This is a genomic window from Embleya sp. NBC_00888, from assembly GCF_045207655.1.
GTDB lineage: Bacteria > Actinomycetota > Actinomycetes > Streptomycetales > Streptomycetaceae > Embleya.
The window spans coordinates 4410852-4435383 of sequence record NZ_CP108784.1; the positions used below are offsets into that span (position 1 = coordinate 4410852).

Below are 24532 nucleotides of genomic sequence, written 5' to 3' on the forward strand. Positions count from 1 at the left end.
CCAGGTGCCCGCCGAGCCCCCGGTCGGCACTCAGGCCGTCGTCCGCCGAGCCCGACGCGGCGCCAGGAACAGCCCCGCGAGCAGCGCCCCGAGCAGGACCAGGGCCGAGTCGATCAGGATCGCGACGGTGACCCCGGACAGGACCGCGTCGGGTCCGGTGCTGCCGAGCGAGCTCATCCGCGCGGTGGCGATCGCGCTCATGATCGGGATGCCCATCGTGATGCCGACCTGCTGGGTCATCGTGGCCAGACCGGTGGCCAGGCCCTGCTCGGCGTCCGGCAGGCCCGAGGTCGCGGTGACCATGAAGCCCACGATCATCAGCATGTTGCCGATGCCGCCGACGAAGGTCGCCGCGAGCAGCAGCCAGATCCACCCGCCGGAACTGCCGAGGGCGACCAGCGACAGCGTGGCCAGTGCCTGGACGACGCCGCCGCCGACGATCGTGGCGCGGGTGCCGAACCGGCCCACCGCCCGGCCGCCGAGCGTGCCGCCGATGACCGTGCCGATGCCCAGCACACCGAACGCGAGCCCGGTGGCCAGCGGCGAGTAGTCCAGGACCTCCTGGAGGTAGAGCGTGAGCAGGAAGACCAGCGAGGTCTCGGTGACGAACGCGATCAGGCCGGTGATGTTCCCCCACAGCACGGTGCGGCGCTTCATGATGCCGACCGGGACCAGCGGTGAGGCGGAGCCTCGCTCGATGAACCAGAAGGCGACCAGGAGTCCGGCACCGGCGATCAGCGCCCCGAGGGTGGTGGGCTCGCCCCAGCCCTCGGCGCCGGCCTGGGTGAGCCCGAAGACGAGTGCCAGCAGACCGCCGGTGACCGCGATCGCGCCGGGGACGTCCAGCTTGGGTCGGTGGGTCGGCCGCGAGTCGGTGATCACGGACGGCGCGAGGATCAGCACCAGCGCGGCGACGGGGACGTTGACGAAGAAGGCCCAGCGCCAGGACAGCATGTCGGTGAGCAGGCCGCCCAGGACCGCTCCCGCGGTGAAGCCGGCCGACATCAGCGCGCCGTTCAGGCCCAGCGCCCGGTCCCGCAGCGGTCCCTCCTTGAACGCGGTGGTCAAAAGCGACAGGCCGGCCGGCGTCACCGCCGCGGTGGCCAGGCCCTGGAGCACCCGCGCGGTGAGCAACATCTCGGGCGAGCCGGCGAAGCCGCCGAGCGCCGAGGATGCGCCGAGGAGGGCCATGCCGCCCAGGAACAGTCGCTTGCGGCCGAACAGGTCCGCGACGCGGCCGAAGAGCAGGGTGAATCCGGCGGCGGTCAGCGCGAACGCGGTGGCCACCCACTGGAGGTTGTTCAGCGAGAAGCCGAGGCCCTCGCCGACCACGGGCAGCGCGACGTTCAGAATCGAGAAGTCCACCGCGATCATGAACTGGGCGCCGAGGAGAAGAGTGAGGATCAGCTTCTGTTGTCCGGTCATCCGGTCGCCGCGCGATTCGGGCGGGGCGTCGGGCAAGGCGTCGGCCGATGTGGCGGGCGGTGCGGCGGGCGCGGCCTCGACGGGCCTCGCGCGGTGGTCGAGCGTGGACATGTGCGTCTCCCGAGATGCTCTAACGGGTCTGCTTTCCCGTTAAGATGTCTCGAAGGTAGCACGCTGGATCGACTTAATGGAACAGGAGTCCCGTTATGACTTCGGATGGTCTCGCCGGCGATCCCCCTCCCGGCTCCGCCGACCGCTCTGCGGAATCGATTGGCGCACCGGCCGATCCGGGCACGGTCCGACCCGGCGGACGCACCGCCCGGGTCCGCGAGGCGGTGCTGCGCGCGGCCGGCGACCTGCTCGCCGAGCGCGGCTTCGCCGGTCTCGACCTGGCCGATGTCGCGCAGCGCGCCGAGGTCGGCAAGACCACCGTGTACCGGCGCTGGGGCAACACCACGGGGCTGGTCGCGGACCTGCTGGTGGACATGGCCGAGAGCTCGGTGTCACGCGCCGACACCGGGTCGCTGCTCGGCGACCTGCGGGCCAACGCGCACCTGGTGCGCCGCACGCTCACCGACGAGCGGCAGGGGGCGCTGTTCAAGGCGGTGATCGCCGCGGCCACCTGCGACGCGCGGACCTCGGAGGCGCTGCACGCGTTCTACGCGACCCGGATCAAGGAGTGGGCGCCCTGCGTCGAGGCCGCGATCGAGCGCGGCGAGGCGCCGCCGGGCACCGACCCGCACGAGGTGATCCGGGCGGTATCGGGACCGCTGTACTACCGGCTGCTGGCCAGTGGCGACCCGCTGGACGAGGCGAGCGCGGAGCGTGCCGCGACGGCCGCCGCGGCCGCGGCCCGGGCGGGGGCGTACGTCCCGTAGCCGACGGGCCGGCCGGCCCGTCCGCCGGTCCCGCTCGGTCGGGCACGTATGGTCGACGGATGCGTTTGAGCACTGTGATCCTCCCGATCCACCGCTGGACCGAGGGCCGGAAGGTCTGGCGTCGCGCCGAAGACCTCGGCTTTCACGCCGCGTACACCTACGACCACCTGTCCTGGCGCAGCTTCCGCGAGCAGCCCTGGTTCGGCGCGGTGCCCACACTCACCGCCGCCGCGACGGCCACCGAGCGGCTGCGTCTGGGCACGATGGTCACGTCGCCCAACTTCCGGCACCCGGTCACGCTCGCGAAGGACCTCGCGGCGATCGACGACATCTCCGACGGTCGGCTGATCGCGGGCATCGGCGCGGGCGGCTCCGGATTCGACGCGACCGCCCTGGGACAACAGGAGTGGACCGCGCGCGAGCGCGCCGACCGCTTCGCCGAGTTCGTCCCGCTGCTGGACCGGTTGCTCACCGAGCAGGCGGTGACCGAGCGGGGCGCGTACTACACCGCCCACGACGTCCGGATGATCCCGACCGGCCGGCAGAGCCCGCGCCTGCCGATGTACATCGCGGCGACCGGGCCCCGGGGCATGCGGCTGACCGCGCGACACGGCGAGGGCTGGATCAGCTACGGCGACCCCCGCGACCCCAAGGCCGTCCTGGCGCAGGACTGCCCCGCCGTGATCGCCGGACAGTTGGCGCGGCTGTCCGACATCTGCGCGGAGGAGGGCCGCAAGCCCGACGAGTTGGAGAAGGTCCTGCTCCAGGGCTCGACGCTGGAGCGACCGCTGGACTCGGTGGACGCGTTCGTCGACTACGCGGGCCGCTACCGGGAGGTGGGCGTCACCGAACTGGTGCTGCACTGGCCGGTGCCGGACTCCGTCTTCGAGGCGGACCCGAAGGTCTTCGAGCGCATCGCGACCGAGGGCCTGGCCCAACTCGACTGAGCCGATCCGTCCCGACGGTCGGTCGACCCGGCCCCCCGGACCGGGTGAATCGTTTCTGAGCGAGGATGTACCCGTGACGATCACGAATCGCCCACGCCTAGTGGCCACCGACCTCGACGGCACCATCGTGCGCGACGACGGATCCATCTCCGAACGCACCCTCGCCGCGCTCGAACTCGTCGAGTCCGCCGGCGCCGAGGTGGTCTTCGTGACCGGCCGGCCGCCGCGCTGGATGAGCCGCGTCGCCGAGGTCACCGGCCATCGCGGCCTGGCCATCTGCGGCAACGGCGCGGTGGTCTACGACCTGCGCGCCGAACGTGTGGTGGGTACCCACACGATGGACGTGACCGCCGCGCGCAAGGTGACCCGGCTACTCCGCGAGGCGGTGCCGGACGTGTCCTTCGCGGTCGAGACCGAGACCGGCTTCATGCACGAGCCCGACTACCCCGCGCTCGAGCGCGACGTGTCGATCGTGCACGCGGTCGGTCCGGTCGAGGAGTTGCTCACCGGGCCGGTGCTCAAGCTGCTCGCCCGGCACCACAGCCTGGATCCCGACGTGTTCCTCGCGCTCGCCCGCGACCGGGCCGGCGCGTACGCGGAGTTCACCCACTCCTCCTCGATCGCTCTGGTCGAGATCAGCGCGCTGGGGATCAGCAAGGCCAGCACACTGGCCTGGTTCTGCGCGCAGCGCGGGATCCGCACCGAGGACGTGGTGGCGTTCGGCGACATGCCCAACGATCTGCCGCTGCTGGCCTGGGCCGGACAGGCGTACGCGGTGGCCAACGCGCACCCCGACGTGCTCGCGGCGGTGGTCCGGCATACCGGGAGCAATCAGGACGACGGCGTCGCCCAGGTGCTGGAGAAGTTGTTCGGCTGAGCCGATCGCGCGCCGCCAGGTATCGGTGTACGCACCAGCCGCCTCCTCGAACGCGTGACAGCAAAGACACGCTTACGCGTGAAGGTTGCACAGAGTAGTTACCTGATTGCTTTCAGTGACATAGATTGACGCCCGTGTACATCCCCTCCCGGCCAGGGTCCCCACTGGCTGTGACGATCGATCGCTACCGGGTCGGCAAGGCACTCTCGTTCCGACCCATCGCCGAGGGCCTGCTCAACCGAGGCTACGAGGTCGTCACCACCAGGGGACGCTGGTTTCTCAAGCATTATCTGAACCAACGACCCGACACCATCCGCTTTCAGCACCACACCACCCAACGGCTCGCCGCGTGCGGGATACCCGCGATCCCGCCGGTGGCCGACCGGCACGGGCGCACCGTACTCACCTCGCGCGGACGCTGGTTCGCCCTGTACCCCTGGGTGGACGGCGAGCACCGACGCGGCACCGAACTCGACGCCCGGGGCTGCGCACGGGTGGGCGCGCTGCTCGGTGGCGTGCACGTGACGCTGCCGAAGTTGTTGCCGCCGATCCAGCAGCCGCTGCTGGTGCCCACGGCCGACCCGCACGAATCACTGGCCACCGTCGAGCGGCTGCTCACCCGAATCCGCGCCCGGCCCGGCCCGAGCGCCTTCGACCGGCTCGCCGAGCTGCGCCTGATCGAGCGCCGCGCGATGCTCCTGCGCTACGCGCACCGCCGACCACGCGACCACGAGGCGCCGGGAACCGGCTACGTGCACGGCGACTTCCATCCGCTGAACCTGCTGTACCGCGCCGGCGAACCGGTCGCGATCATCGACTGGGACCGGCTCGCGGCGCTGCCCGACACCGAGGAACTGGTCCGGGCCGCGCTGATCTTCTTCACCGACCCGATCTCCGGCACGCTCGACCTCGATCGGGTACGCGGTTTCGTGGACGGCTATCGCGCGGTGGTCGATCCGGGGCCCACCCAACTCGCCGCCGCCGTGCACCGGCTGTGGTGGGAGCGACTGAACGACTTCTGGATGCTCACCCGGCACTACCTCGAGCACGACCCGCGCTGTGCCCCGCTCTTCCCCGCGTCCGCCGCGCTGATCGTGTGGTGGACGATGGCCTACGACGAGGTCCTCAAGGCGTTCCTGGGCTGACGAACCGGCCCCGCACGCGAAACCCGCACGCGCCACCGATCGTGGCTCGCGCGGGTTTCGCGTCTTCGACCCGCAGGTCGTGCGACTCGGGGGCCGTACGACTCCGGGGCCGTACGACTCAGGGAGTCGTACCGCTGCCGCCCGCCGGATTGCCGCCCGCGGCGCCGCCCGAGTCCGGCGGCTTCGTCTCGCCACCGCCCTTGGTCGAACCCGGCGGCGCGGTGGCCGACGTGCTCGGCCGGCTCGTCTCGGACGGCTTGTTCGACGCGGTCGAGGACGGCGTGTGCGACTGACCCGAGGTCGTCCCGCCCGGATCGCGCGTGTTCGACGGCGGCGTCGTCTGCCGCCACGTCTGCGTCGGGTTGGACGGGGTCGCGCCCGACGTGCCCTTGGTGTTCGCGTCGGGGCTGGGCTGGTTGTTGTTGTTCCCCGGTTGCGGGTCACTGTCGTTGGTCACCGACACGGCGGGTCCGGCCGGATCGCCATCCGAGGGGCTGTCCCCGTCCCCGGGCAGACCCTTGACCAGGAGCACCGCACCGACCAGCACCAGGATCACCGCGAGCGCGGCCACCAGGTAGAGCGGCAGCCTGCGCTTGTGCGTCGGCTCCTGCGGCAGGATCGGCAGCGGCCCGGTGCCGCCGTCGTTGGCCGGCTGACGCTGCTGCGATCCGGTGCCGGACTGCCCCGACAGCGGTGGCATCGCCGCCGTCGCGTCGGTGGAGCCGGTGTGCGCCGGGGCCGCGGAACCCGCGGCGACCTGGCTCCACGAACCGAACTCGGGCCGGCTCTGCTGAGTGGGCACCCGCGGCGGAACGGCGACCGAGACCTGCTGACCGGCGAGCGCGCGACGGATGTCCATCCGCATCTCGTCGGCCGTCTGATACCGGTCGTCGGGGTTCTTCGCCAGCGCCTTCAACGCGATCGCGTCCAGGTGCGGAGGCACCCGGGGGTCCATCATCGACGGCGGACGCGGCTCGTCCTGGACGTGCTGGTACACCACCGACAGCGGCGTGTCACCGTTGAACGGCGGACGCAGCGCGAGCAGTTCGTAGAGCAGGCAGCCACTGGAGTACAGGTCGCTGCGCGCGTCGACGGTGCGGCCCAGGGCCTGCTCCGGCGACAGGTACTGCGGCGTGCCCATGACCATGCCGGTCTGGGTCATCGTGGTCGCCGCGCTGTGCATCGCGCGGGCGATCCCGAAGTCCATCACCTTGACCGCGCCCGAGTTGGTGATGATCACGTTCGCGGGCTTGATGTCGCGGTGGATGATGCCGTGCCGGTGGCTGTACTCGAGGGCCTCCAGGATCCCCTCCGTGACCCGGAGCGCCTGCTCCAGCGGTATGGGGTTGCCCTCGCCGAGCAGTTCCCGGACCGTACGGCCCTCGACGCACTCCATCACGATGAACGGCACCAGTTCGTCGCCGACCTGGTCCTCGCCCGTGTCGTAGACCGACACGATCGCGGGGTGGTTGAGCGACGCCGCGTTCTGCGCCTCGCGGCCGAACCGCGAGCGCGCGACCGGATCCTGCGCGAGGTCCGGGCGCAGCGTCTTGACCGCGACGGTGCGACCGAGCCGCACGTCGTGGGCCATCAACACCTCGGCCATGCCGCCTCGGCCGAGTTGGCGGCCGAGTTCGTAGCGGCCGGACCCGACCGTCTTCACCTGTGTGCCGGACGTCTCACGCTCGTCCGGTCCCGTCGGCGCGGTCATCGCTCCTCGCCCTGCGCGTCGGGGCGGCCCGTCCGGGGCCGCCGAACTGTGGCGATGGCGTCCGCCGCGAGCAGGGGAGAGCGGAGAGCACCACGGGAGCGGGGGAGCACGACGGTTCCAACGATCGGCCGGCCACAAAGGCACGCCGATTCGGGCGTCAGGGTTGCGGCCGGGGACTCGGAGCTCATCCTCGACAGTCCCCTCACGTGGCGCCGGGGCGTTGGCCCGCGCCGGTGTGCAGATGAAATGTGGCGCATCCTCGCGTCAAGTCCCGAAACGATACCGGGATCAGCGGTACTCCGTGTGAATTGCCCATGGTAACGGGATTCCGGATCCCCGGCCGGTGCCTTGTGCGCTCCGCGCATCGCCCGCCCGCGAGATCCGGCCGACCCGATCAGCGCAACATCAGGATCGAGGCGAGCACCGCCAGCACGCCCAGCACCGTCGCCGCGAACGCGGCGCCCGCACCGGTCTTGCGGCCGTACGCCCCCGGCGCGCTGTGCGCGCCCGCCGAACGGGCCCGGGGCCCGAACCCGGACAACACCCGCGCCCACGGCGGACCGCCGGCGGCAGGGCGGGCGGGCCGCTGCGATATCGGCGGCCCCGGCGGGCGGGCGGACTGCGCCGGGACGCCGGCGCCGTACAGGACCGAGTCCCAGACGTCCGCGGGCAGGATCCGGCGCACCGACTCGCGCATCCGCCCGGCGGTGTCGAAGCGCAGGTGCGGGTCCTTGCGCAGCGCGTGCAGGACCAGGTCGTCGACCGCGCCGGGCACGTCGGGCCGGTACACGGACGGCGGGGTCGGCTCCTCGCGCATGTGCCGATAGGCGATGTGCACCGCCGTACCGCCGTCGAACGGCGGCACCCCGACCAGCAGCTCGTGCAGCAGACATCCCACCGAGTACAGGTCGCTGCGGGTGGACGCGGGATGCCCGAACGCCTGTTCGGGGGAGAAGTACTGCGGGGTGCCCATGATCCGACCGGGGTCGGTGAGCGCGCCGTCGGTGACGAACAGCGCACGGGCGATGCCGAAGTCCATCACCTTGACCGCGCCGCCCGGGGTGATCATCACGTTGACCGGCTTGATGTCGCGGTGCACCAGACCGCGGTCGTGGCTGTACTCCAACGCGTCCAGCACCTTCGCGGTGATCGCGAGGGCACGCGGCCACGGCACCGGACCGTGTGCCTCCAGCAGATCGCGCAGGGTCAGCCCCTCGATCAGCTCCATCACGATCCACGGCACCAGCACGCCGTCCTCGCCCGGATCCGCACCGGTGTCGAACACCGAGACGATCGTGGGGTGGTTCAGCGCCGCCGCGTGCTCGGCCTCGCGGGCGAACCGCGAGCGCGCGACGGTGTCCTCGGCCAGGTCGCTGCGCAGGCGTTTGACCGCGACGAGCCGATCGAGCACCAGGTCGTGGGCCTCGTACACCACGGCCATGCCGCCGCCGCCGATCCGGCGCCCGGTGCGATACCGCCCGCCGCCGAAGACACGCCCGTTCGCCCGAGCCGGGTCTCCCGAAACGGTCACCGTCAGGCCGCCCTCCACGCCGCACGACTCGCGCACGACCCCGGCACGAATCGACCTACCGAAAAGCGCTCCCGTCGCACCGCCGACAGCCTGTCAGAGACGCGACGGGAGCGCACCGGGTCGGCGCCATCGAGCACCGCTCCGGGGTACGCCCCTCCCAAACGCTAGAGGTACGGACCCGACTGGGTATGCGGCGGCTCACCCTGGCCACCGGGGACCACGCCGGGCGGGAGCGCCCGACGCATCGTCTCCAGTTGCGCGCGCGCCGCCATCTGCTGCGCGAACAGCGCGGTCTGGATGCCGTGGAACAGGCCCTCCAGCCAGCCCACCAGCTGTGCCTGCGCGATCCGCAGCTCGGACTCGCTGGGTACCGAGTCGTGCGTGAACGGGAGCGAGAGCCGCTCCAGCTCCTCGACCAGTTCCGGGGCGAGCCCCTTCTCCAGCTCCTTGATCGAGCTGGCGTGGATCTCCTTGAGTCGCACCCGGCTCGCCTCGTCGAGAGGAGCCGCGCGCACCTCCTCCAGAAGCTGCTTGATCATGCTGCCGATGCGCATGACCTTCGCGGGTTGTTCGACCATGTCGGTCACCGCGAGTTCACCGCCCTCTTCACCGAGGCCGCCGCCGAGCGCCATGCCATCCGGCCCGACGATCACCACCTGCGGGTTCTCACCATTCGCTTCGCTGTTCGGCGTGTCCATACATCTCATCCTAGGAGCGCCGAGGGCTTAAGCCGTCCTGCCGCGCACCACCGCACGCGATCGTGTCAAAAGCGCCGCGAGCAGGGCCGCGAGGATCGGCAGCACGATCAGCGCGAGGCCCAGTTGAGACCACGGAATCACCAGTTCGGGAGCGTGCAGCCGACTCTTGGCCTCGGCCGGCATCACGTCCCACACGGCCGACTTCTGTCCTCGGCGCACGACCACCCCCGCGAGTACGCCCGCCGCGAGTCCCAGCGCGGTGCCCAGGAACGCGATCACCCCGCTCTGGAACGCGGACAACCGGCGCCGCACACTCGGCGGCGCGCCCACCGCACCGAGCGTGGCCAGGTCCTTCTGCGCGTCGGCCAGTGCCAACCCGGTGGCCACCCCGGACGCGCCGACCGTGATCACCAGCGCGAACACCGCGAGCAACAACATCCGCGCGTCGCTCATCGGCTGGAATCCGCGCTCGACGAAGACGAAGCCCTGCTCGGAGACCTTCGCCACCTGCTCCTCCAACCGCTGCTTCTGCGCGTCCGAGGGCGAGCGCCCGGCGTCGTAGACCAACCCGGCCGGTTCGACCACGGCTCCGAGTGCGCGCGCCGCCTCCGGCGAGGCGAACATGCCGGACAGACCGAAGGGGGCTTGCACCGACACCGCGGGCAGCCACACACCCGGCGGTTCCGACTCGGCCGCTTCCGGGGAGGGCATGCGGACCATTCCGGGTCCGGAGAACGTCTCCTGTGCCTTGACCTCCACCTTGCCGTCCGGCCCGACGTACCCGTTCTCGAACAGGACGACCCCGCCGCGGGACAACACCTCGATCGCGCGTGGGTCGTCCGCGCCGGTCAGCTTGCGCAGCAGATCCGCGTCCCCGACCACCGACCGGAAGAAGCCGTTCTGGGCCCGTGTCTCGTACCGGCATCTGGGATCGTCACGCCACCGGTCGTCGCCGGAGCGCGCCGGGCAGCGGGCCTCGGGCAACTTCTCCGGCCGGAAGGTGACGCACTTGGCTTCCTGCACACAGGTTCCGCCCAGCGTGCCCAGTGGTCCGCCCTTCGCGTCGGGCAGGATCCGCTCGACTGCCCGCCGGATCTCCTCGGCTCCACGCGCGCTCACCGCCGTCTCGCCCGGCAGCCCGGTCCCCGGCACCCGCCCGGGGAAACCGATCAGGACGTGGTTCTCCTGGGCGTTGGGGCGGTATCTGTTCCGTTCGTCCGCGTTCTGACTCGACCAGACCACCGCGATCACCACCGAACCCGCCACCGCGGCCATCACCGCGGCCACCGCCGGCGCGCTGCGCGGGCGGCTGCGGGCCGCGTCGCGCAGCGCCAATCGGGGGCTCAGCGGCAGGAAGCGACCGAGTTTCGCGGTCGCTCCGATCAGGGCGGGGCAACACGCGACCAGGCCCAGTTCGGCCACCACCACACCCGCGACGATGACCTTGTCGTTCGCGCCGTCCGCGCCGTACAGCGCGATGGCGACGCCGAGCGCGGCACCGAAGACCCCGGCGATCGGCAACACGCGCGAACCTCGGCGCACCCCTCGGCGGCCGGACAACGACGCGGCGATGTCCTCACGGGCCGCGAGCCAGGCCGGGATCAGCGCGGCGGCTACGCCGACCGCCACCCCGACCGCGCCGATGCCGAGCAGTTCGAGCGCGCGCGCGTCGTAGCGGCCCAGCAGCCGGCCGGACTTCTCGGCGAACCACGGCCGCAGCAGGGCCGCGACCGCCATGCCCAGGGCCGTGCCGAGCAGTGCGCCGACCGCACCGAGCACGACACCACCGCCGAGCACCACCCCGCCGATGTGCCGACGGCTGCCACCCGCGACGCCGATCAGCCCGAGTTCGCGCCGCTTGCGGCGGGCACCCACCGCGAAGGCCGGGCCGGCGAGCAGGATCATCTCCAACAGGCCCAGGCCCACGCCGATGCCGCCGAGCCTGAGCGCGCGCGAGTCGACCCACTGGCGCGGGGACTCGTACTGCGACTCGTCGCTCGCGGGCGGATCCTCGAGCACCACGGCGGACTTGACCAAAAAGCCCTGCCGGTTGGCCTCCTTGACCTTCGCCCACGACACCCCGCCCGGCACCCGGATCAGCTCGTCGACCTGCTCGGCGAACGAACCACTCGCCCCCGGCAGGGCACGCATCGCGTCGAGCACCGCGCCCGGCCGGCCGATCACCATGAACTTGCGCAGATGGTTCGGCAGATCGACGGTGCCGACGATGCGAAACGTGCGACCGGTGGACTTCTCGGTGAGTCGGCCGCCGACCCGGTATCCGCCCGAACGACGCAACTCCTCGGTGACGACCACCTCGTCGAGGGCCTGCGGGGCCCGCCCCCCACGCTGGAACACCATGCCTTCGGCGAGCGGCTCGGTGTAGTCGAACTCGCGGATCTGTACCTCGGTCCGACCGTGCTCCGTGGACACCGTCCCGTAGCCGAAGCGGTCGACCAGCCGCTCGGTCACCCCGGGAATCGCCGCGCTCGCCGCCCGGGAAGCCGGCCGGTCGGGCGATCCGCCGGTCGGCAGCAGTGTTACGGACTGCCCGGGCGGCGGCCGATCCAGGTCGGCCGGACGCCACTCGTCGCCTTCGACATCCTGTCGAATCGCGACCGTGGGCAACGGACTCCCGTCGCCGGGCCGCTCCGAGGCGGTGTCCCGCACCAGGGCGTCCGCCTGCCCCATCGAGCGCGAGATCACCTCGTCGGTGTCCAACTGCACGCTGCGCCAGGACACGTCGGCCGCGCTCATCCCCAGTACCGGAAGCGCGATCATCGCGACGATCAGCGCGCTGCGTCCCTTGGCCCGCAGCGCGTCCCGACGGGCGATCCGCAAGGTCGCCCGCCACGAGCCCACGCTCATCGCGAACCACCCCGGGACAGCAGCGACTCGGCGTCGGCCGTGGGACCGGTGTCGTCCACGAGCCGACCGTCGCGCAGAAACACGATCCGGTCCGCCCACGCGGCGTGCCGGGCCTCGTGGGTCACCAGGACCACCGCCGCACCGGCCTCGCACCGCGCCCGCAGCACCCGCAACACCGCCTCGCCCGTGGTCGAGTCGAGCGCGCCCGTCGGCTCGTCGGCCAGCACCAGTCGGCGCTCGCCCACCAACGCGCGGGCGATCGCGACGCGTTGTTGCTGGCCGCCGGACATGTCGTCGGGAAAGCGGTCGCCGAAGTGTTCGAGGCCGACCTCGGTCAGCGCCACCTGCGCGGCCTGCCGGGCCCGGCGGATCGACACGCCGTCGAGTTCGAGCGGCAGCGCGACGTTCTCCGCGGCGGTCAGCGCCGGGACCAGGTTGAGGTCCTGGAAGACGTAGCCGACGCTGCGCCTGCGCAGCGCGGCCATCCGGCGCCGGTTGAGCCCGCCTAGTTCCCGCCCCTCGACCAGGACCTCGCCGTGCGTGGGTCGGTCCAGCCCGCCCGCGAGCATCAACAGGGTCGACTTGCCCGACCCGCTCGGTCCCATCACGGCGAGCATCTCGCCCGGCACGACGGCCAGATCCACCTCGGCCAGGGCCTCGACGCGCACGTCGCCCCGACCGTGGATGCGGCCCACCGACCTGAGTTCCAATACCGGTTCCACCGTGCCCCCTGTGGCCGTGGTCATCGACGCGTCCCGCGCCTGCGGGCGGGTGCGGGTCGCTCGTCCACCGGAGTCGGCGCCGGCTCCCGCTCGGCCGCCCGGCGGGCCAGCCGCGCCTCGCAGTGGTCGAGCCAGCGAACCTCGGCCTCCGCGTGGAAGATCAGTGATTCCAGGACGAGTTGCCACGCGAGGTCGTCCTCGGCGGCGCGGGTCTTGAGTCGGGTGTAGTCCTGCAACGCCCGCAACGTGTGCGCGCGCTGTCCCTGGACGACCGACCGGACGTCGATCCCGGGCACCGTGACCGCCATCGCGAGCTTGATCGCGAGTTCGTCCCGGGGCGGGCTGGTGCGCGACACCGGCGCCTGGAACCACTCGCGCAGTTCGGCCCGACCCTTGTCGGTGATCCGGTAGAAGACGTGCCCCTCGTCGTCCTCGCCGTCGGGCGCGACGAGTTCGTCGCGGTCCAGGCGGCCGAGCGTGGTGTAGACCTGACCGACGTTGAGCGGCCAGGTGGAACCGGTCCGGGCCTCGAATTCGGTCCGGAGCTGATAGCCGTATCGAGGGCCCTGATCGAGCAATGCGAGCAGGCCGTGCTTGATGGACATACCGAGTATGTATACCCGGTATGCTCAAGTACGCAAGACCGGCACGCGGTGGGAGCGTCCCGGGAAAGCGCCCGCGGAAGGAGGCGAACGACCGGCCGGCGAGGGTCAGCGGTCGTTGGAGGGGGAGCCGCCCCGGCAGTTGAAGTTGAACGTGTACCGCTCGGTCTGCGCGTTCGCGACCGGCTGGAGGATCAGCAGTTGCAGGACACCGCTCGCCTCACCGAACAGTTGCGGCGGGATCGCCCAAGTGATCGGGATACTCGCCTGGCGCGGGCCGGAGCCGGTGAAGTGCAGGATGTCCTGCGGGAGCAGCAGCCCCCTCTCGTACACCCACTGGAAGACGATGTCGCCGGGCCCCGCCCCGTCCACGAGCACCGTCCCGACGAACGTCACCTGGTCGAGTCCGTTGCAGCGCACGTAGGAACCGTTGGCGCGGTCCGCGCTGAGCCGTACGTCGCTCACCCGGAACCGCTGACCCAACGGCGGCGGTTCCGACGTCTGGCCGCCGGAGCCGGTCGTCGCGGCGGTGCCGCCGGATCCACCGGACTGTCCGCCGGGAGCGGGGGTGCTCGTCGTGTTCCCGGTCCGACCACCGGAACCGGGCGCGTTCCCGGGCGGTGCCGTCACCGTCTCGGTCACGGTCACCGTGGGCACCGGAACGGGCTGCCCGCTCGTGGGCGCCGAGCCGTCGGGCGCGGGCGTGGCACCGCCGGTCGGCATCGGGCCGGCCTCGATGCTCTGGTCCTGGGCGGGCAGTTGCGGCGGGATGTCGGCGGGCGAGGGCCCGCTGCGGTCGTGTCGGGCCTGCACGCCGGGGCCGGAGCCGCAGATGTTCGTGAGTACGAGCAGCGTGATCAGGGCCAGCGCGATGATCGTCGGGCCCAGCGGTATCCGCCGGTGAAACCCGCCGATCGACCACATCACGCCTCCTTCCCCCACCACCGGTCGGACTTTGCCGGAAGGTACCGCTGTATCACGATTCGCATCCTCGACGAGCCTGCACCCTTCATCCGCGATGCGCCAGACACACAGTCTGCCCGGCGGGACCGACGCCCATCCCGCCGGTCAGCGTCGTCGCGGCGCCGGGAAACACCGGACGAGCAGTCCACCGGCGCAGACGATACCGGCTCCCCCGAGGCCCATCAGAGTCAAATTCACAACGGATGGACCGGTTCTGGGCAGCGTGGGCGGCGCATCGAAGGCCGAAGCGGTGACCGGAGCCGAGGGGTCGGTCGGGGCGTTCGGGTCGGACTCCATCAGGTAGCGCGCGACGATTCGGCCGCCGGAGCGCACGGCGTACACCCCGGGTCGATCGTCCTCGGCGACCTCCGCCCCCCAGGACCGCAGCGCGTCCAGGCCGGCGGTGCCGCCGGTGAGCACGAGTTCGTGTTCGACGTCGAGCACCGCGCGGCCCGACTCGTCGGTCACCGGGCGGGCGCCGTGTCGGGCCAGCCGGTCGAGCAGTCGTTCCCACTCCTGCTGCGTCGGCGCGTCCGTTGCCGGAGCGGGTCGGGGCGGCCCGCTCGGCTCGGCCGGCGCGTCCACGTGCACCGGCGGATCCGGGCGCAACTCGGGCCCGGCCGGCGCCCGTCCCCGCGGGGACGCCCCCGGATCCGGCTCGTCGGCCGGCGGCCGTGACCCGTCGACCGCGCCGGCCGAGGGCCCGGGTGACGGGCCCGCGAGCGCCGGGGCATCGGGCAGCGCCGACGCACCGGGGAGCGCCGAGGCACCGGATAGGAGGAGGGCCGCCGTGAGCACACACCCGGCAGCCAGTCGACGCGCGAAGCCGCCGGGGGTAGGCATGCGGTCAGACTAAGGAAAATCGACAAAAGACCCGTTCAGCGACATTCGGCGCAGTGGAATGGTCATCCGATTTTCATTCGTCCGGACCACACCACCCGGACCACACCGCCCGGAGTGCCCGGACCACACCGGCGCGTCGTCGGCCGCGCCGGCGGGCCCGGACCGCGTCAGCGCACCTTCAGCAGGACCTTGCCGATGTGTCCGCTCTCCTCGAGCACCCGGTGCGCGTCGGCCGCCTCGGCCACCGGCAGCACCCGATCGACGATCGGCTCGACCCGGCCCGCGTCCAGGAGCGGCCACACGTGTTCGCGTACCGCCGCGACGATCGCGGACTTCTCCGACATCGGGCGGGCCCGCAGCGAGGTCGCCGCGATCGCGGCCCGCTTGGTCAGCAGCTTGTTGAGGTCCAACTCGCCCCGGGCACCGCCCTGGAGGCCGATCACCACGAGCCGGCCGTTGACCGCGAGCGCGTCCACGTTGCGATCGAGGTACTTCGCGCCCATGTTGTCCAGGATCACGTCCACGCCGGCCCCGTCGGTGACCTCGCGGACCCGGGCCACGAAGTCCTCGTCCCGGTAGTTGATCGCGACCTCGGCACCGAGTTCGCGGCAGCGCTCCAGCTTGACCGCCGAGCCCGCCGTGGTGAACACCCGCGCGCCCGCGGCCGAGGCGAGCTGGATCGCCATCGTGCCGATCCCGCTCGACCCGCCGTGCACCAGGAAGGTCTCACCCTTGCGCAGGTGGGCGACCATGAACACGTTCGACCAGACGGTACAGACCACCTCGGGCAGCGCGGCGGCCGTGATCAGGTCCATGCCCGCGGGCACGGGCAGCAGTTGGCCGGTGGGCACCCGGACCCGCTCGGCATAGCCGCCGCCCGCCAACAGCGCGCACACCCGGTCGCCGACCGCCCAGCCGGACACGCCCGCGCCCACCTCGACGATCCGACCCGACGCCTCCAGGCCGGGGTAGGCCGAGGCGCCGGCCGGCGGCTGGTAGAACCCCTGTCGCTGCAACAGATCGGCCCGGTTGACCGCCGACGCGGCCACCTCCACCAACACCTCGCCGGGTTCGGGTTTCTCGTCCGGGACCTCGGTCCAGTTCAGTACCTCGGGTCCGCCCGGTCCGGCAATCGTGATTGCAAACATGGCCACCAGCCTATGAGTCGCCCGTCTTCGGCTGCGGCTTATGCGTCTTGATCACCACGAGTCGGTCACCCGCGCCGAGCACCGCCGCCTCCGGGTCGTCGTGCCGCAGCGTGCGGTGTCCGCGCACCACGGCCACCACCAGATCGCCGCACTCGCCGGGCGACTTGCCCGCCTCGCGCTTGTCGATCGGCCGCTCGATCAGGTCCATGCCCTCGCCGTAGTGCATCAGGTCCTCCATCACCTCGCCCACGTTGGGGCTGAGCATGGAGAGCCCGAGCAGTCGGCCGGCGGCGCTCGCGGTGGTGACCACCGAGTCGGCCCCGCTCTGCCGGATCAGCGGAGCGTTCTCGTCCTCGCGGACCGCGACCACGATCCAGGCCCGCCGATTCAACTGCCGCGCGGTCAGCGTGACCAGGGCGGCGGTGTCGTCCCGGTTGACCGAGACGATGATGTTCCGGGCCCGCTCCACCTCGGCCCGGCGCAACACCTCGGCCCGGGTGGCATCGCCGGAGACCACCACGAGCTTGTCGTCGTCGCTCGCCTCGGTGGCCGCCTCGGGGTCGGAGTCGACGACGACGATGTTCTCGCGCGAGATCCCCTGCGCCATCAGCGTGTGCACCGCGCTGTACCCGGTCGTGCCGTAGCCGACCAGAATCGTGTGGTCGCGCAACGTGGACCTCCAACGGTTGAGCCGCAACTGCTCCCGCGTGCGCTCGGTGAGCACCTCGAGGGTCGTGCCGACCAGGATGATCAGGAAGACCACCCGCAGCGGGGTGATCACGACGACGTTCACCAGGCGGGCGCCGTCGCTCGCGGGGGTGATGTCGCCGTAGCCGGTCGTGGACAGGGTGACCGTCGCGTAGTAGACCGCGTCGAGCAGCGAGACGTGCTCGTCCACGGTGTCGCGGTAGCCGTCCCGGTCGAGGTAGACCACCAGGATGGTGACCGCCAGAACCAGCAGCGCCATCCCGAACCGGCGCAACACCTGCACGAGCGGACCGGGACGGTCCTTGGGGATGTGCACGGTCGCGCCCGCCTGACCGGCCAGGCCCGCCGGCCCGTCGGCCTGTTTCTTCAGCGCCGGCAGCGGCCGGGCCAGCGCACCGCGCGGCCCGCGCCGATCGGCCGGTCGGTCGTCGGGAAAGCGCACGGTCTTCATCGCGGCGCCCCGAGCACCTCTACCCGATCACCCGCACGCACGCCGCCCGGCGGCACCACCGCGATGCCGTCGGCGACCGCGAGCCCGCGCAGCATCGCCGGCCCGGAGAACGCCAGCGGCCGATCCGCGCGCATCGGCACCAGTCGGGTGTCCCTCGGGTGGCCGGCGATGTCGGCGCCGACCCGGATCCGGCGCGGGCGCGGCTCCGGGCGGCCGGAGAGCCGGCGCAGCAGCGGTACCGCGAGGGTGAGCATGCCGGCCACCGCGGCCAGCGGGTTGCCGGGCAGGCCGACCAGGTAGCGGCCGGCGCCGGGACGCTCGCCGGGCAGGTGCGCGAGCAACATCGGATGACCCGGGCGGACCGCGACGCCGTCCACGAGCACGTCCGCCTCCAGGTCGGCGAGCAGCGGGTGCACATGATCACGCGGGCCGTCGGCGGTGCCGCCCGTGGTGATCACCACGTCGGCGCGGGACGCGCTCACGTGCCCGCGCAGCGTGTCCAGGCTGTCCCCCACCCGGCGCACCCGCAGCAGGTCGGCGCCGAGGGTGCGCAGCCACGGCGTGATCAACGGGCCGAGCGCGTCCCGGATCCGGCCTTCCCTGGGCAGCCCGGAGTCGAGCAACTCGTCGCCCAGCACCAGGAGTTCCACCCGAGGCCGGTCGACCACCACCAGTTCGTCGTAGCCGGAGGCGGCGGCCAGCCCGGTGACCCCCGGCGTGACCGTGGTGCCGGCCGGCAACAACTCGTCGCCGCGGCGGCACTCCTGGCCGCACGCGCGGATGTCGGTGCCCTGCTGGATGTGCACGTCGCCGAACAGCGTGCGGCCCTCGACCCGGCTCTGTTCGCTGCGCAGCACGGCGGTGGCCCCGCGCGGCACCCGCGCTCCGGTGGCGATCTCCACCGCGTCGCCGTCGCGCATCACGCCGATGCCCTCGCCGGCCTCTCCCGCGAGCAATCGGCCGCGCACCCGCCACGGCCCGGGTCCGGCGACCGCCCATCCGTCCATCGCCGAGGTGTCGAAGGAGGGCAGGTCGGTGAGCGCGACGATGGGCCGGGCCAGCACGTGGTCGCGCGCGTGGTGCAGGGTGCGCGAGACCACGGGCAGCGGTCGGCCGGCCGCGCGGGCCGTGGCCCGGGCCTCGGGCCAGCCCAGTGCCTGCGGCTGGTGCGACTCGGAGCGCGGCATGGTGGCCCGGTCCTCCCGAAGGGTCATCGGGCGCCCGGCTCCGCGCCGGCGCGTTCGGCGAGCTCTCGGGCCTGCCGCAGCGCCTCGGCCACGGCGGCCGCGCCGCCGCCGCGACTGGCCGCCGCGTAGCCGACCAGGAAGGAGGTGAGCGGCGCGGCCGGTCGCTGTACGTTGTGCGCCGCCACCCGGGTCATGTCCAGCAGCGCCGCGATGTCCACGTCCAGCTCGATGCCCAGCTCCTGTTTGACCGCTTCCGTCCACTCTTCCAAGCCAGTCATGTCTCTCCTCGTCGGGGCTGTGTCCATCCTCCCCGACCGGGCTCGCGCGCCGCGCACATCCGCCCAGGTGTCGCAGTCGAAGACGGCGTCGGAATCGGCCCGGATCCGGCGCAGCGCGAGCGGCTCGACCACCCGGCGCAGCGGCGCCCCGGCCGGTTCCGGCAGGGCCGCGACGCCCGCCCGCAGGGCCGCGGTGCGGTAGGCGGCGAGCAGGATCTGATCGCGCCCGTCGGCGTCCACCGCCACCGCGCCGGCGCACTCGCCGCCTCGATCGGCCGCCGGCTCCAGGGCGGCGACCAGGCGGTCGATCAACGCGGCGGGTACGAACGGCAGATCGGCCGCGAGCAGCACGACCGTCTCGGCGCGAACCAGCGGCAGCGCGGCGGCCAGCGCGGCCACCGGTCCGCCGCCGGGCGGGTCCTCGCGCACCCACACCACCTCGCGCCGGGTGTTCCGGCGCGGCCCGGCGACGACGATCCGCTCGGCTCCGGCCGCGGCGGCCAGCACCCGGTCGAGCAGCGAGACGCCGGCCACGAGCAGGCCCGGCTTGTCGACGCCGGCCAGCCGGCGGGCCGCGCCGCCGGCCAGGACCACCGCGTCGTAGCCGCTCACGTGGGCGCGTTCGCGGAGGTCTCGGACCAGCGGAAGAGGGTCATCCCGACGCTGGTGGCGAGGTTGTAGCTGGAGACCCTCGGGCGCATCGGGATGGCCACGCGCCGGTCGGCGCGCCCGCGCAGCGCCGCCGAGACGCCGTGCCGCTCGGTGCCGAAGGCCAGGATCGCGTCGTCCGGGATCTCGGTCGCGCGCAGGTCCACGCCCTCGGGGTCGAGTACGAACAGCGGTCCGGTGGGCAACGCGTCCGGGTCCACTCGGGCGACGCCGGTCGCGAAGTGCAGTCCGGCACTGCCGCGGACCACGTTCGGGTGCCACGGGTCCAGGTCGCCGGTGGTCAGCACGGCGGCGACGCCGAATCCGGCGGCGAGCCGGACGACGGCGCCGACGTTGCCGAGGTTGCGCGGGTTCTCCAGGAGCACGATCGGCGCGGTGCGCGCGGGCTCGCAGGAGGGGCCGGCCTCGGGGCGGCGGGCGAGCGCGACCACCCCGGTGGGGCCGCCGCGCGGGATCAACTCGCGCAGGAACGGCACGGACACCTCACGCGCCGTCTCCTCTATATAGCCGCCCACGTCGGCCGCGAGTTCGTCGGCGAGGGCGCGCACCGCCGCCCGGTCGGTGGTCAGCACGACGCGGATCTCGGCGCCGAATCGCAGCGCGTGCTTGACGGCGTGGAACCCGTCCAGCAGCACCGCGCCGGGCGACGCGGCCCGCCACAGCGCGAGGGTCTCCATCTCGTGCGCGTTCATGACAGCAGCGTAGGACCTGCCGCGCACGGCTCCCGGCCGGCCGGCGGGCGGTGCGCGCCGGCCGGCGGCCGGGGCCGCGACGTGCGGGATCGCACGCCGACGGCCGAGACCGATCAGGCCCGACCCGAGGTCGAGGCCACCCCTTCGAGTCCGCCGGGCACCGGCGACGCGGGTGCCGCCTCGCGGCCCGCGGGCGTCGGGGCCGGCCCCTTGGGTCCGCGGCGCAGCCGGTCCGTCAGTCGGCCGACCACCCGCGAGCGGGTCCAGATCAGGAACGCGGTGGGCAGGAACAGCGCGTCGCCCACCGACATCGACGCGGAGAAGGCGGGCAGGCCCAGCAGGACCGCGATGCCGAAGTGCATGCCGAGCAGGATCACGATCGCGACGTACTTGACCCGCTTGGCGAACAGCATGAACACGAAGCCGACCTGGATGAAGACCGTGAGGTAGCCCATCAGGACGCCCATCTGGGCGTTCTCCCCGAGCGTGTGGCTGAGCCCGGGCCACGGGGCGAAGTACTCCAGGTTCAGCACGTAGTGCATCGCCGTGCCGTCCTGCCAGTACGAGCCCTGCACCTTGTACAGCCCGGCCGCGCCGTAGATGAAGCACACCTCGGCGGCGATCACGAACAGCGCGCAGTTGTGCACGACGGTGACCAGGCCGGCCCGTACCTGTTCGGCCGCGCGCGGCAGCCGCCACAGCGCGCCGAAGACGATCGCGATGCCGGGGATCCAGATCCGCTGGCAGACGAACGCGAAGGAGAACTCGGGCTCCGGGGTCCACGAGTCGGCTCGGCAGGTGGTGCCGAGCGCGACCATCGCGAGCAGCCCGACCAGCACGCCGACCTCGTGCCCGGGACCGGTCCCGGGGCGGATCCCGGTGCGCCTGGCCCGGCGCGCGTCCAGCGACCACACCCGTCCACAGGCGGTGAACGCGAGGTAGATCGACATCAGCAGCAGGACGGTGTCGCCGCCGTCGGTCATCAGGATGGACCGGCTGTTGAACGAGACGACCATGACGGCGAACAGCACGCTCATCGCCCGGGTGTGCCACCCGAGTACGAACAGCGCGCTCACCGCGATCGCCGCGAGGTAGACGCCTTCGAACCACCAGCGCGTGTCGCTCTCCAGGAGCAGGCTCACCCCGTCGATGCCGCTGAGCAGTTCCCGGGCCATCTCCGGCGACCACGCGGACCGGTCGCCCCAGATCTCCCGGCGGTTGAGGTATTCGCGGATCAGGCCGACCAGGAAGACCAGGCCGTAGCCGATCCGCAGCAGCGCCGCCTGGTGCACGGCGAAGGTACGGGTGCTCACCGTGTCCAGGGCGGACACCAGTCGACGGGCGACGGCGTCCTCCACCCGGCGGTACGGGCTCGCCGCGACGCGCGGCGTCGGGTCAGCGGAAGTCATCGGGCTTCGTCTCCCACCAGCCGAGCATGCGGTACGAGGTCTCCGGCTTGGTCTTGGCGTCCGGCCTGCCGATCGGCGTGGTGGCGACCCGGACCCGGACGGATTCGACCGAGCGGTTCGCTCCCGCGTCCTGGAACCGGTGCACCACGATGCGCCGCAGGTAGTTCTGGGTCAGCGGGCCGCGCGCGCCGATCGCCGATTCGTCCTTGGCGTCGTGCGCGTCGGCGTAGCTCGACCACGCGCGTCGGATCATGTTCTGGTCGGCCTTGCTCGGATACGGGTTGCCCCGGATGTGCTTCAGGTCGTCCCCGGTCAGGTCGGACCAGTCGGACTCGACGATGGTGCCGTCCGCGTTGCGCACCCGCGACTGGGCCTGCACGCGGAAGTTCTCCGACATCGGGTTGGGCGCGAACAACGCCCAGTTCTGCTCGAAGTAGGGGTAGATCCAGGTGCCGGTCGGCTTGCGGTAGTCCTGGGTCAGCGTGTTGTTGGGCGCGACGTGCAGGAACACGAAGAACACGTGGACCAGGGTGACCAGGATCGCGAGTACGGCGAACAGCGCGGAGATCGAACGCACCGCGGTCGATCTCCGCTCGTCCGCGGGCACGGCCGTGTCGATCGGGACGTCCACGGGGGAGCGCTCCCCCGACTGTTCCGGGATCCGGGCGATCACCGGGTCCGGGTCGGACTCCGTGCCCCGACCCGTCGCCGGGTCGGCGGCCGAGACGCCCACCGTTGCACCGGTCTCGGATCCGGGCCTCGACCGGTCCGCCGGTTGTCCGGGCACCGCGTCGTCAGGCGACTGCATGCCTCTCCCGTGGTCGATGGGTCCACCGGTCCGGACCCGTGCTGCCGGCACGCTACCGGGTCCGGTCCGTCGCACGTACCGAAACCGTCGCCAACCAAGCCGTCGAGACGATTTCGGTGACCCGCGACCACGTTCCGCCCGGAGCGCCGGCCCCGGCCCCGGGCGCGGGCACAAACCCGCCGGGGTCGAGGCGGCGCGGCCGCTCGGCTCACAGGTCCAGGACGCCCTCCCGGCCGTGCGCGCGGTAGCGGTCGAGCAGTTCCGCCCGCCCCGCGTCGTCGAGCAGGCCGTACCCGGCGCCGCGCGCGGGCCGCCACCACACCGGCCCCGCCGCCCGAAAGCCCGCCCGCCGCAGGCCGACCTTATGCACCTTGTTGGTCGCCGTGGTCGGCACCTCGTCCACCACCCGCACGAACGTCGGCGCCATCTTGGCGCCCAGGTCCGACTGCCCCGCCAGGAACGCGGCGAACTCCTCCGGGTCGAACACCGCGCCCTCGCGCACCTGTACGGCCGCCATCACCTGATCCCCGGTCACCGGATCCGGCACCCCGTACACGACCACGACCTCGAACGGCGCGAAGCGCGCCAGGATGCCCTCGATGCCGGCGACCGCCAGGTTCTCGCCGTCCACCCGCAGCTTGTCGTCCGAGCGGGCGGCGAAGTACAGGTATCCGGCGCCGTCCCGGTAGAAGTGGTCGCCCGTCCAGTACTGCCCGTCCCGGGCCCGGGCCGCCGACGCCTCCTCGTTGCGCCAGTACCCCTCGAAGCCGTTGCGCCCGGTGTTGACCAGCTCGCCGATCGCGGCGTCCCCGTTGACCAGCCGGCCCGCCGCGTCGAACTCGGCCCGGGCGCACTCCTTTCCGGTCGCCGGATCCAGCACCGAGGCGTTCTCGGGACACGGCCCGACCGCACCGGCGGGGGTGCCCGGCCGCCAGTTGACGCTCATCCCGCCCTCCGACGAGCCGTACCCCTCGGTCAACGCGCACCCGAAGCGCGCCTCGAAGCGCGCCATGTCCACCGCGCCCGCCTCGGTGCCGAATCCGGCGCGCAGCGGGTTGTCCCGGTCGTCGGGCCGCTCCGGGGTGGCCAGCAGGTAGGAGATCGCACGACCCACATAGGTGAAGTACGACGCGCCGTAGCGCCGGATGTCGGGCAGGAACGCGGACGCCGAGAACCGCCTGCGCAGCGCGACCGCGCCGCCCGCGCGCAGCGCCGGCGACCAGTTCGCCATCAGCGCGTTGCCGTGGAACATCGGCATGCAGATGTAGTTGACGTCGTCCGGCCCGAAGCCGAACTGCTCGGACAACACGGTCCCGGCGCCGGCCAGCCGGCCCTGCGAGCAGATCACGCCCTTGGGCGCCCCGGTGGAGCCGGAGGTGAACACGATCAGCAGCCGGTCCGAGGGGTCCGCGACCAGCGCGGGCAGCGCCGCGTCCGCGTACGGCCGCAGCCGCTCGTCGTACTCGGGATCGTCGACCACCAGGACGCGCTCGGCGGGGATGCCCAGGTCGAGTCCGTCCAGCAGCGGCAGGTGCGCGCGCTCGGTAACGATCACCGCGCACTCGGCGTGCGTGATGTCGCGCGCCAGTTCGGCGCCGCGTCGGGTGGAGTTGACCCCCACCAGGGTGGCGCCCGCCACCGCCGCGCCGGAGAGCCAGATCGGGAACTCGGGCACGTTGTCGAGCAGGACTCCCACGTGCGGCTCGGCCCCGCTCGGCAGCAGGTCGGCCAGCAGCGCGGCCCGCGCGGCGGCGCCGCGGGCGAGTTCGTGGTGCGTCCAGGTTCGATCCTCGAAGTAGAGCCCGGTCCGTTGGTCGCCCCACTGGTGATGGACGAGTTCCGCGATCGTCACCATGCCGCACTCCCTCACCGAGATCCGGTCGCGCCGGATCTGATAGACCGTTAGATCTGATGCACCGTCATATTCTTTGCCCGCATTCTTGGCAAGATCAAGAAAAGTGTCACGGAGGTA

The 24532-nt window shown here is 72.3% G+C and carries 21 protein-coding genes; 4 read left to right on the top strand and 17 right to left on the bottom strand.

The window, feature by feature from the left end:
* Positions 1-30: 30 nt before the first annotated feature.
* Positions 31-1425: an MFS transporter gene (locus tag OG948_RS18395; RefSeq protein WP_406300288.1), complete on the bottom strand. Its 1395-nt coding sequence runs from the start codon at positions 1423-1425 to the stop codon at positions 31-33.
* Between the two features lie 206 nt (positions 1426-1631).
* On the opposite strand from OG948_RS18395, the gene OG948_RS18400 reads away from it, so the two are divergent.
* The 4 genes from OG948_RS18400 to OG948_RS18415 all read left to right on the top strand — a co-directional run bounded on the left by OG948_RS18400 (position 1632) and on the right by OG948_RS18415 (position 5272).
* On the top strand, positions 1632-2303 hold the full coding sequence (locus tag OG948_RS18400) for a TetR/AcrR family transcriptional regulator (protein WP_406297594.1): 672 nt from the start codon (positions 1632-1634) through the stop codon (positions 2301-2303).
* Between the two features lie 59 nt (positions 2304-2362).
* Positions 2363-3250: an LLM class flavin-dependent oxidoreductase gene (locus OG948_RS18405; protein ID WP_406297595.1), complete on the top strand. Its 888-nt coding sequence runs from the start codon at positions 2363-2365 to the stop codon at positions 3248-3250.
* Positions 3251-3323: 73 nt separating this feature from the next.
* A complete protein-coding gene (locus OG948_RS18410; RefSeq protein ID WP_406297596.1) occupies positions 3324-4127 on the top strand; it encodes an HAD family hydrolase in 804 nt (267 codons plus the stop codon).
* Positions 4128-4297: 170 nt separating this feature from the next.
* Positions 4298-5272 (top strand): phosphotransferase, encoded by a 975-nt coding sequence (locus OG948_RS18415; RefSeq protein ID WP_406297597.1) that lies wholly within the window; start codon positions 4298-4300, stop codon positions 5270-5272.
* A 118-nt stretch (positions 5273-5390) separates the two neighbouring features.
* Here the strand turns inward: OG948_RS18415 and OG948_RS18420 are convergent, their stop codons facing one another.
* The 16 genes from OG948_RS18420 to OG948_RS18495 all read right to left on the bottom strand — a co-directional run bounded on the left by OG948_RS18420 (position 5391) and on the right by OG948_RS18495 (position 24415).
* Positions 5391-6983 (bottom strand): protein kinase domain-containing protein, encoded by a 1593-nt coding sequence (locus tag OG948_RS18420; RefSeq protein ID WP_406297598.1) that lies wholly within the window; start codon positions 6981-6983, stop codon positions 5391-5393.
* 394 nt (positions 6984-7377) lie between these two features.
* Positions 7378-8514 (bottom strand): protein kinase domain-containing protein, encoded by a 1137-nt coding sequence (locus OG948_RS18425; protein ID WP_406297599.1) that lies wholly within the window; start codon positions 8512-8514, stop codon positions 7378-7380.
* Between the two features lie 164 nt (positions 8515-8678).
* Positions 8679-9212 carry a bacterial proteasome activator family protein gene (locus OG948_RS18430; protein ID WP_395867663.1) on the bottom strand — a complete coding sequence of 178 codons (534 nt, stop codon included), beginning with the start codon at positions 9210-9212 and terminating at the stop codon, positions 8679-8681.
* Positions 9213-9239: 27 nt separating this feature from the next.
* On the bottom strand, positions 9240-12080 hold the full coding sequence (locus OG948_RS18435) for an FtsX-like permease family protein (protein ID WP_406297600.1): 2841 nt from the start codon (positions 12078-12080) through the stop codon (positions 9240-9242).
* The gene (locus OG948_RS18440; RefSeq protein WP_406297601.1) at positions 12077-12826 is read right to left on the bottom strand and encodes an ABC transporter ATP-binding protein; all 750 of its coding nucleotides are present in this window, start codon (positions 12824-12826) and stop codon (positions 12077-12079) included. Before OG948_RS18440 ends, OG948_RS18435 begins: the two co-directional genes overlap by 4 nt.
* Positions 12823-13407, bottom strand: coding sequence for a PadR family transcriptional regulator (locus OG948_RS18445; protein WP_406297602.1), 585 nt, complete (start codon positions 13405-13407; stop codon positions 12823-12825). The genes OG948_RS18440 and OG948_RS18445 overlap by 4 nt, the downstream gene beginning before the upstream one ends.
* Before the next feature lie 105 nt (positions 13408-13512).
* Entirely contained in the window at positions 13513-14328 is an 816-nt protein-coding gene (locus OG948_RS18450) for a hypothetical protein (protein WP_406297603.1), read from the bottom strand.
* A gap of 144 nt (positions 14329-14472) precedes the next feature.
* The gene (locus tag OG948_RS18455; protein WP_406297604.1) at positions 14473-15210 is read right to left on the bottom strand and encodes a hypothetical protein; all 738 of its coding nucleotides are present in this window, start codon (positions 15208-15210) and stop codon (positions 14473-14475) included.
* Between the two features lie 167 nt (positions 15211-15377).
* The gene (locus tag OG948_RS18460) at positions 15378-16358 is read right to left on the bottom strand and encodes an NAD(P)H-quinone oxidoreductase (RefSeq protein ID WP_406297605.1); all 981 of its coding nucleotides are present in this window, start codon (positions 16356-16358) and stop codon (positions 15378-15380) included.
* Between the two features lie 10 nt (positions 16359-16368).
* Positions 16369-17517: a potassium channel family protein gene (locus OG948_RS18465; RefSeq protein ID WP_406297606.1), complete on the bottom strand. Its 1149-nt coding sequence runs from the start codon at positions 17515-17517 to the stop codon at positions 16369-16371.
* Positions 17514-18731 (bottom strand): molybdopterin molybdotransferase MoeA, encoded by a 1218-nt coding sequence (locus tag OG948_RS18470; RefSeq protein WP_406297607.1) that lies wholly within the window; start codon positions 18729-18731, stop codon positions 17514-17516. The genes OG948_RS18465 and OG948_RS18470 overlap by 4 nt, the downstream gene beginning before the upstream one ends.
* On the bottom strand, positions 18728-19594 hold the full coding sequence (locus OG948_RS18475) for a DUF6457 domain-containing protein (RefSeq protein WP_406297608.1): 867 nt from the start codon (positions 19592-19594) through the stop codon (positions 18728-18730). Before OG948_RS18475 ends, OG948_RS18470 begins: the two co-directional genes overlap by 4 nt.
* Complete coding sequence (locus OG948_RS18480) at positions 19591-20343, bottom strand: TrmH family RNA methyltransferase (RefSeq protein WP_406297609.1); 753 nt, start codon at positions 20341-20343, stop codon at positions 19591-19593. Before OG948_RS18480 ends, OG948_RS18475 begins: the two co-directional genes overlap by 4 nt.
* Before the next feature lie 113 nt (positions 20344-20456).
* Positions 20457-21752 (bottom strand): HTTM domain-containing protein, encoded by a 1296-nt coding sequence (locus OG948_RS18485; protein WP_406297610.1) that lies wholly within the window; start codon positions 21750-21752, stop codon positions 20457-20459.
* Complete coding sequence (locus tag OG948_RS18490) at positions 21739-22560, bottom strand: DUF5819 family protein (protein WP_406297611.1); 822 nt, start codon at positions 22558-22560, stop codon at positions 21739-21741. The genes OG948_RS18485 and OG948_RS18490 overlap by 14 nt, the downstream gene beginning before the upstream one ends.
* Positions 22561-22768: 208 nt before the next feature.
* Complete coding sequence (locus OG948_RS18495) at positions 22769-24415, bottom strand: AMP-binding protein (RefSeq protein ID WP_406297612.1); 1647 nt, start codon at positions 24413-24415, stop codon at positions 22769-22771.
* Positions 24416-24532 lie beyond the last annotated feature (117 nt).

Bases quoted from the DNA above. Each gene is read 5' to 3' on its own strand.
- OG948_RS18405 (WP_406297595.1), top strand. From the start codon at position 2,363: ATGCGTTTGAGCACTGTGATCCTCCCGATCCACCGCTGGACCGAGGGC.
- OG948_RS18440 (WP_406297601.1), bottom strand. From the start codon at position 12,826: ATGACCACGGCCACAGGGGGCACGGTGGAACCGGTATTGGAACTCAGG.
- OG948_RS18495 (WP_406297612.1), bottom strand. From the start codon at position 24,415: ATGGTGACGATCGCGGAACTCGTCCATCACCAGTGGGGCGACCAACGG.
- OG948_RS18395 (WP_406300288.1), bottom strand. From the start codon at position 1,425: ATGACCGGACAACAGAAGCTGATCCTCACTCTTCTCCTCGGCGCCCAG.
- OG948_RS18460 (WP_406297605.1), bottom strand. From the start codon at position 16,358: ATGTTTGCAATCACGATTGCCGGACCGGGCGGACCCGAGGTACTGAAC.
- OG948_RS18485 (WP_406297610.1), bottom strand. From the start codon at position 21,752: ATGACTTCCGCTGACCCGACGCCGCGCGTCGCGGCGAGCCCGTACCGC.
- OG948_RS18400 (WP_406297594.1), top strand. From the start codon at position 1,632: ATGACTTCGGATGGTCTCGCCGGCGATCCCCCTCCCGGCTCCGCCGAC.
- OG948_RS18470 (WP_406297607.1), bottom strand. From the start codon at position 18,731: ATGACCCTTCGGGAGGACCGGGCCACCATGCCGCGCTCCGAGTCGCAC.
- OG948_RS18450 (WP_406297603.1), bottom strand. From the start codon at position 14,328: ATGTGGTCGATCGGCGGGTTTCACCGGCGGATACCGCTGGGCCCGACG.
- OG948_RS18435 (WP_406297600.1), bottom strand. From the start codon at position 12,080: ATGAGCGTGGGCTCGTGGCGGGCGACCTTGCGGATCGCCCGTCGGGAC.
- OG948_RS18480 (WP_406297609.1), bottom strand. From the start codon at position 20,343: ATGAACGCGCACGAGATGGAGACCCTCGCGCTGTGGCGGGCCGCGTCG.
- OG948_RS18420 (WP_406297598.1), bottom strand. From the start codon at position 6,983: ATGACCGCGCCGACGGGACCGGACGAGCGTGAGACGTCCGGCACACAG.
- OG948_RS18490 (WP_406297611.1), bottom strand. From the start codon at position 22,560: ATGCAGTCGCCTGACGACGCGGTGCCCGGACAACCGGCGGACCGGTCG.
- OG948_RS18430 (WP_395867663.1), bottom strand. From the start codon at position 9,212: ATGGACACGCCGAACAGCGAAGCGAATGGTGAGAACCCGCAGGTGGTG.
- OG948_RS18445 (WP_406297602.1), bottom strand. From the start codon at position 13,407: ATGTCCATCAAGCACGGCCTGCTCGCATTGCTCGATCAGGGCCCTCGA.
- OG948_RS18455 (WP_406297604.1), bottom strand. From the start codon at position 15,210: ATGCCTACCCCCGGCGGCTTCGCGCGTCGACTGGCTGCCGGGTGTGTG.
- OG948_RS18465 (WP_406297606.1), bottom strand. From the start codon at position 17,517: ATGAAGACCGTGCGCTTTCCCGACGACCGACCGGCCGATCGGCGCGGG.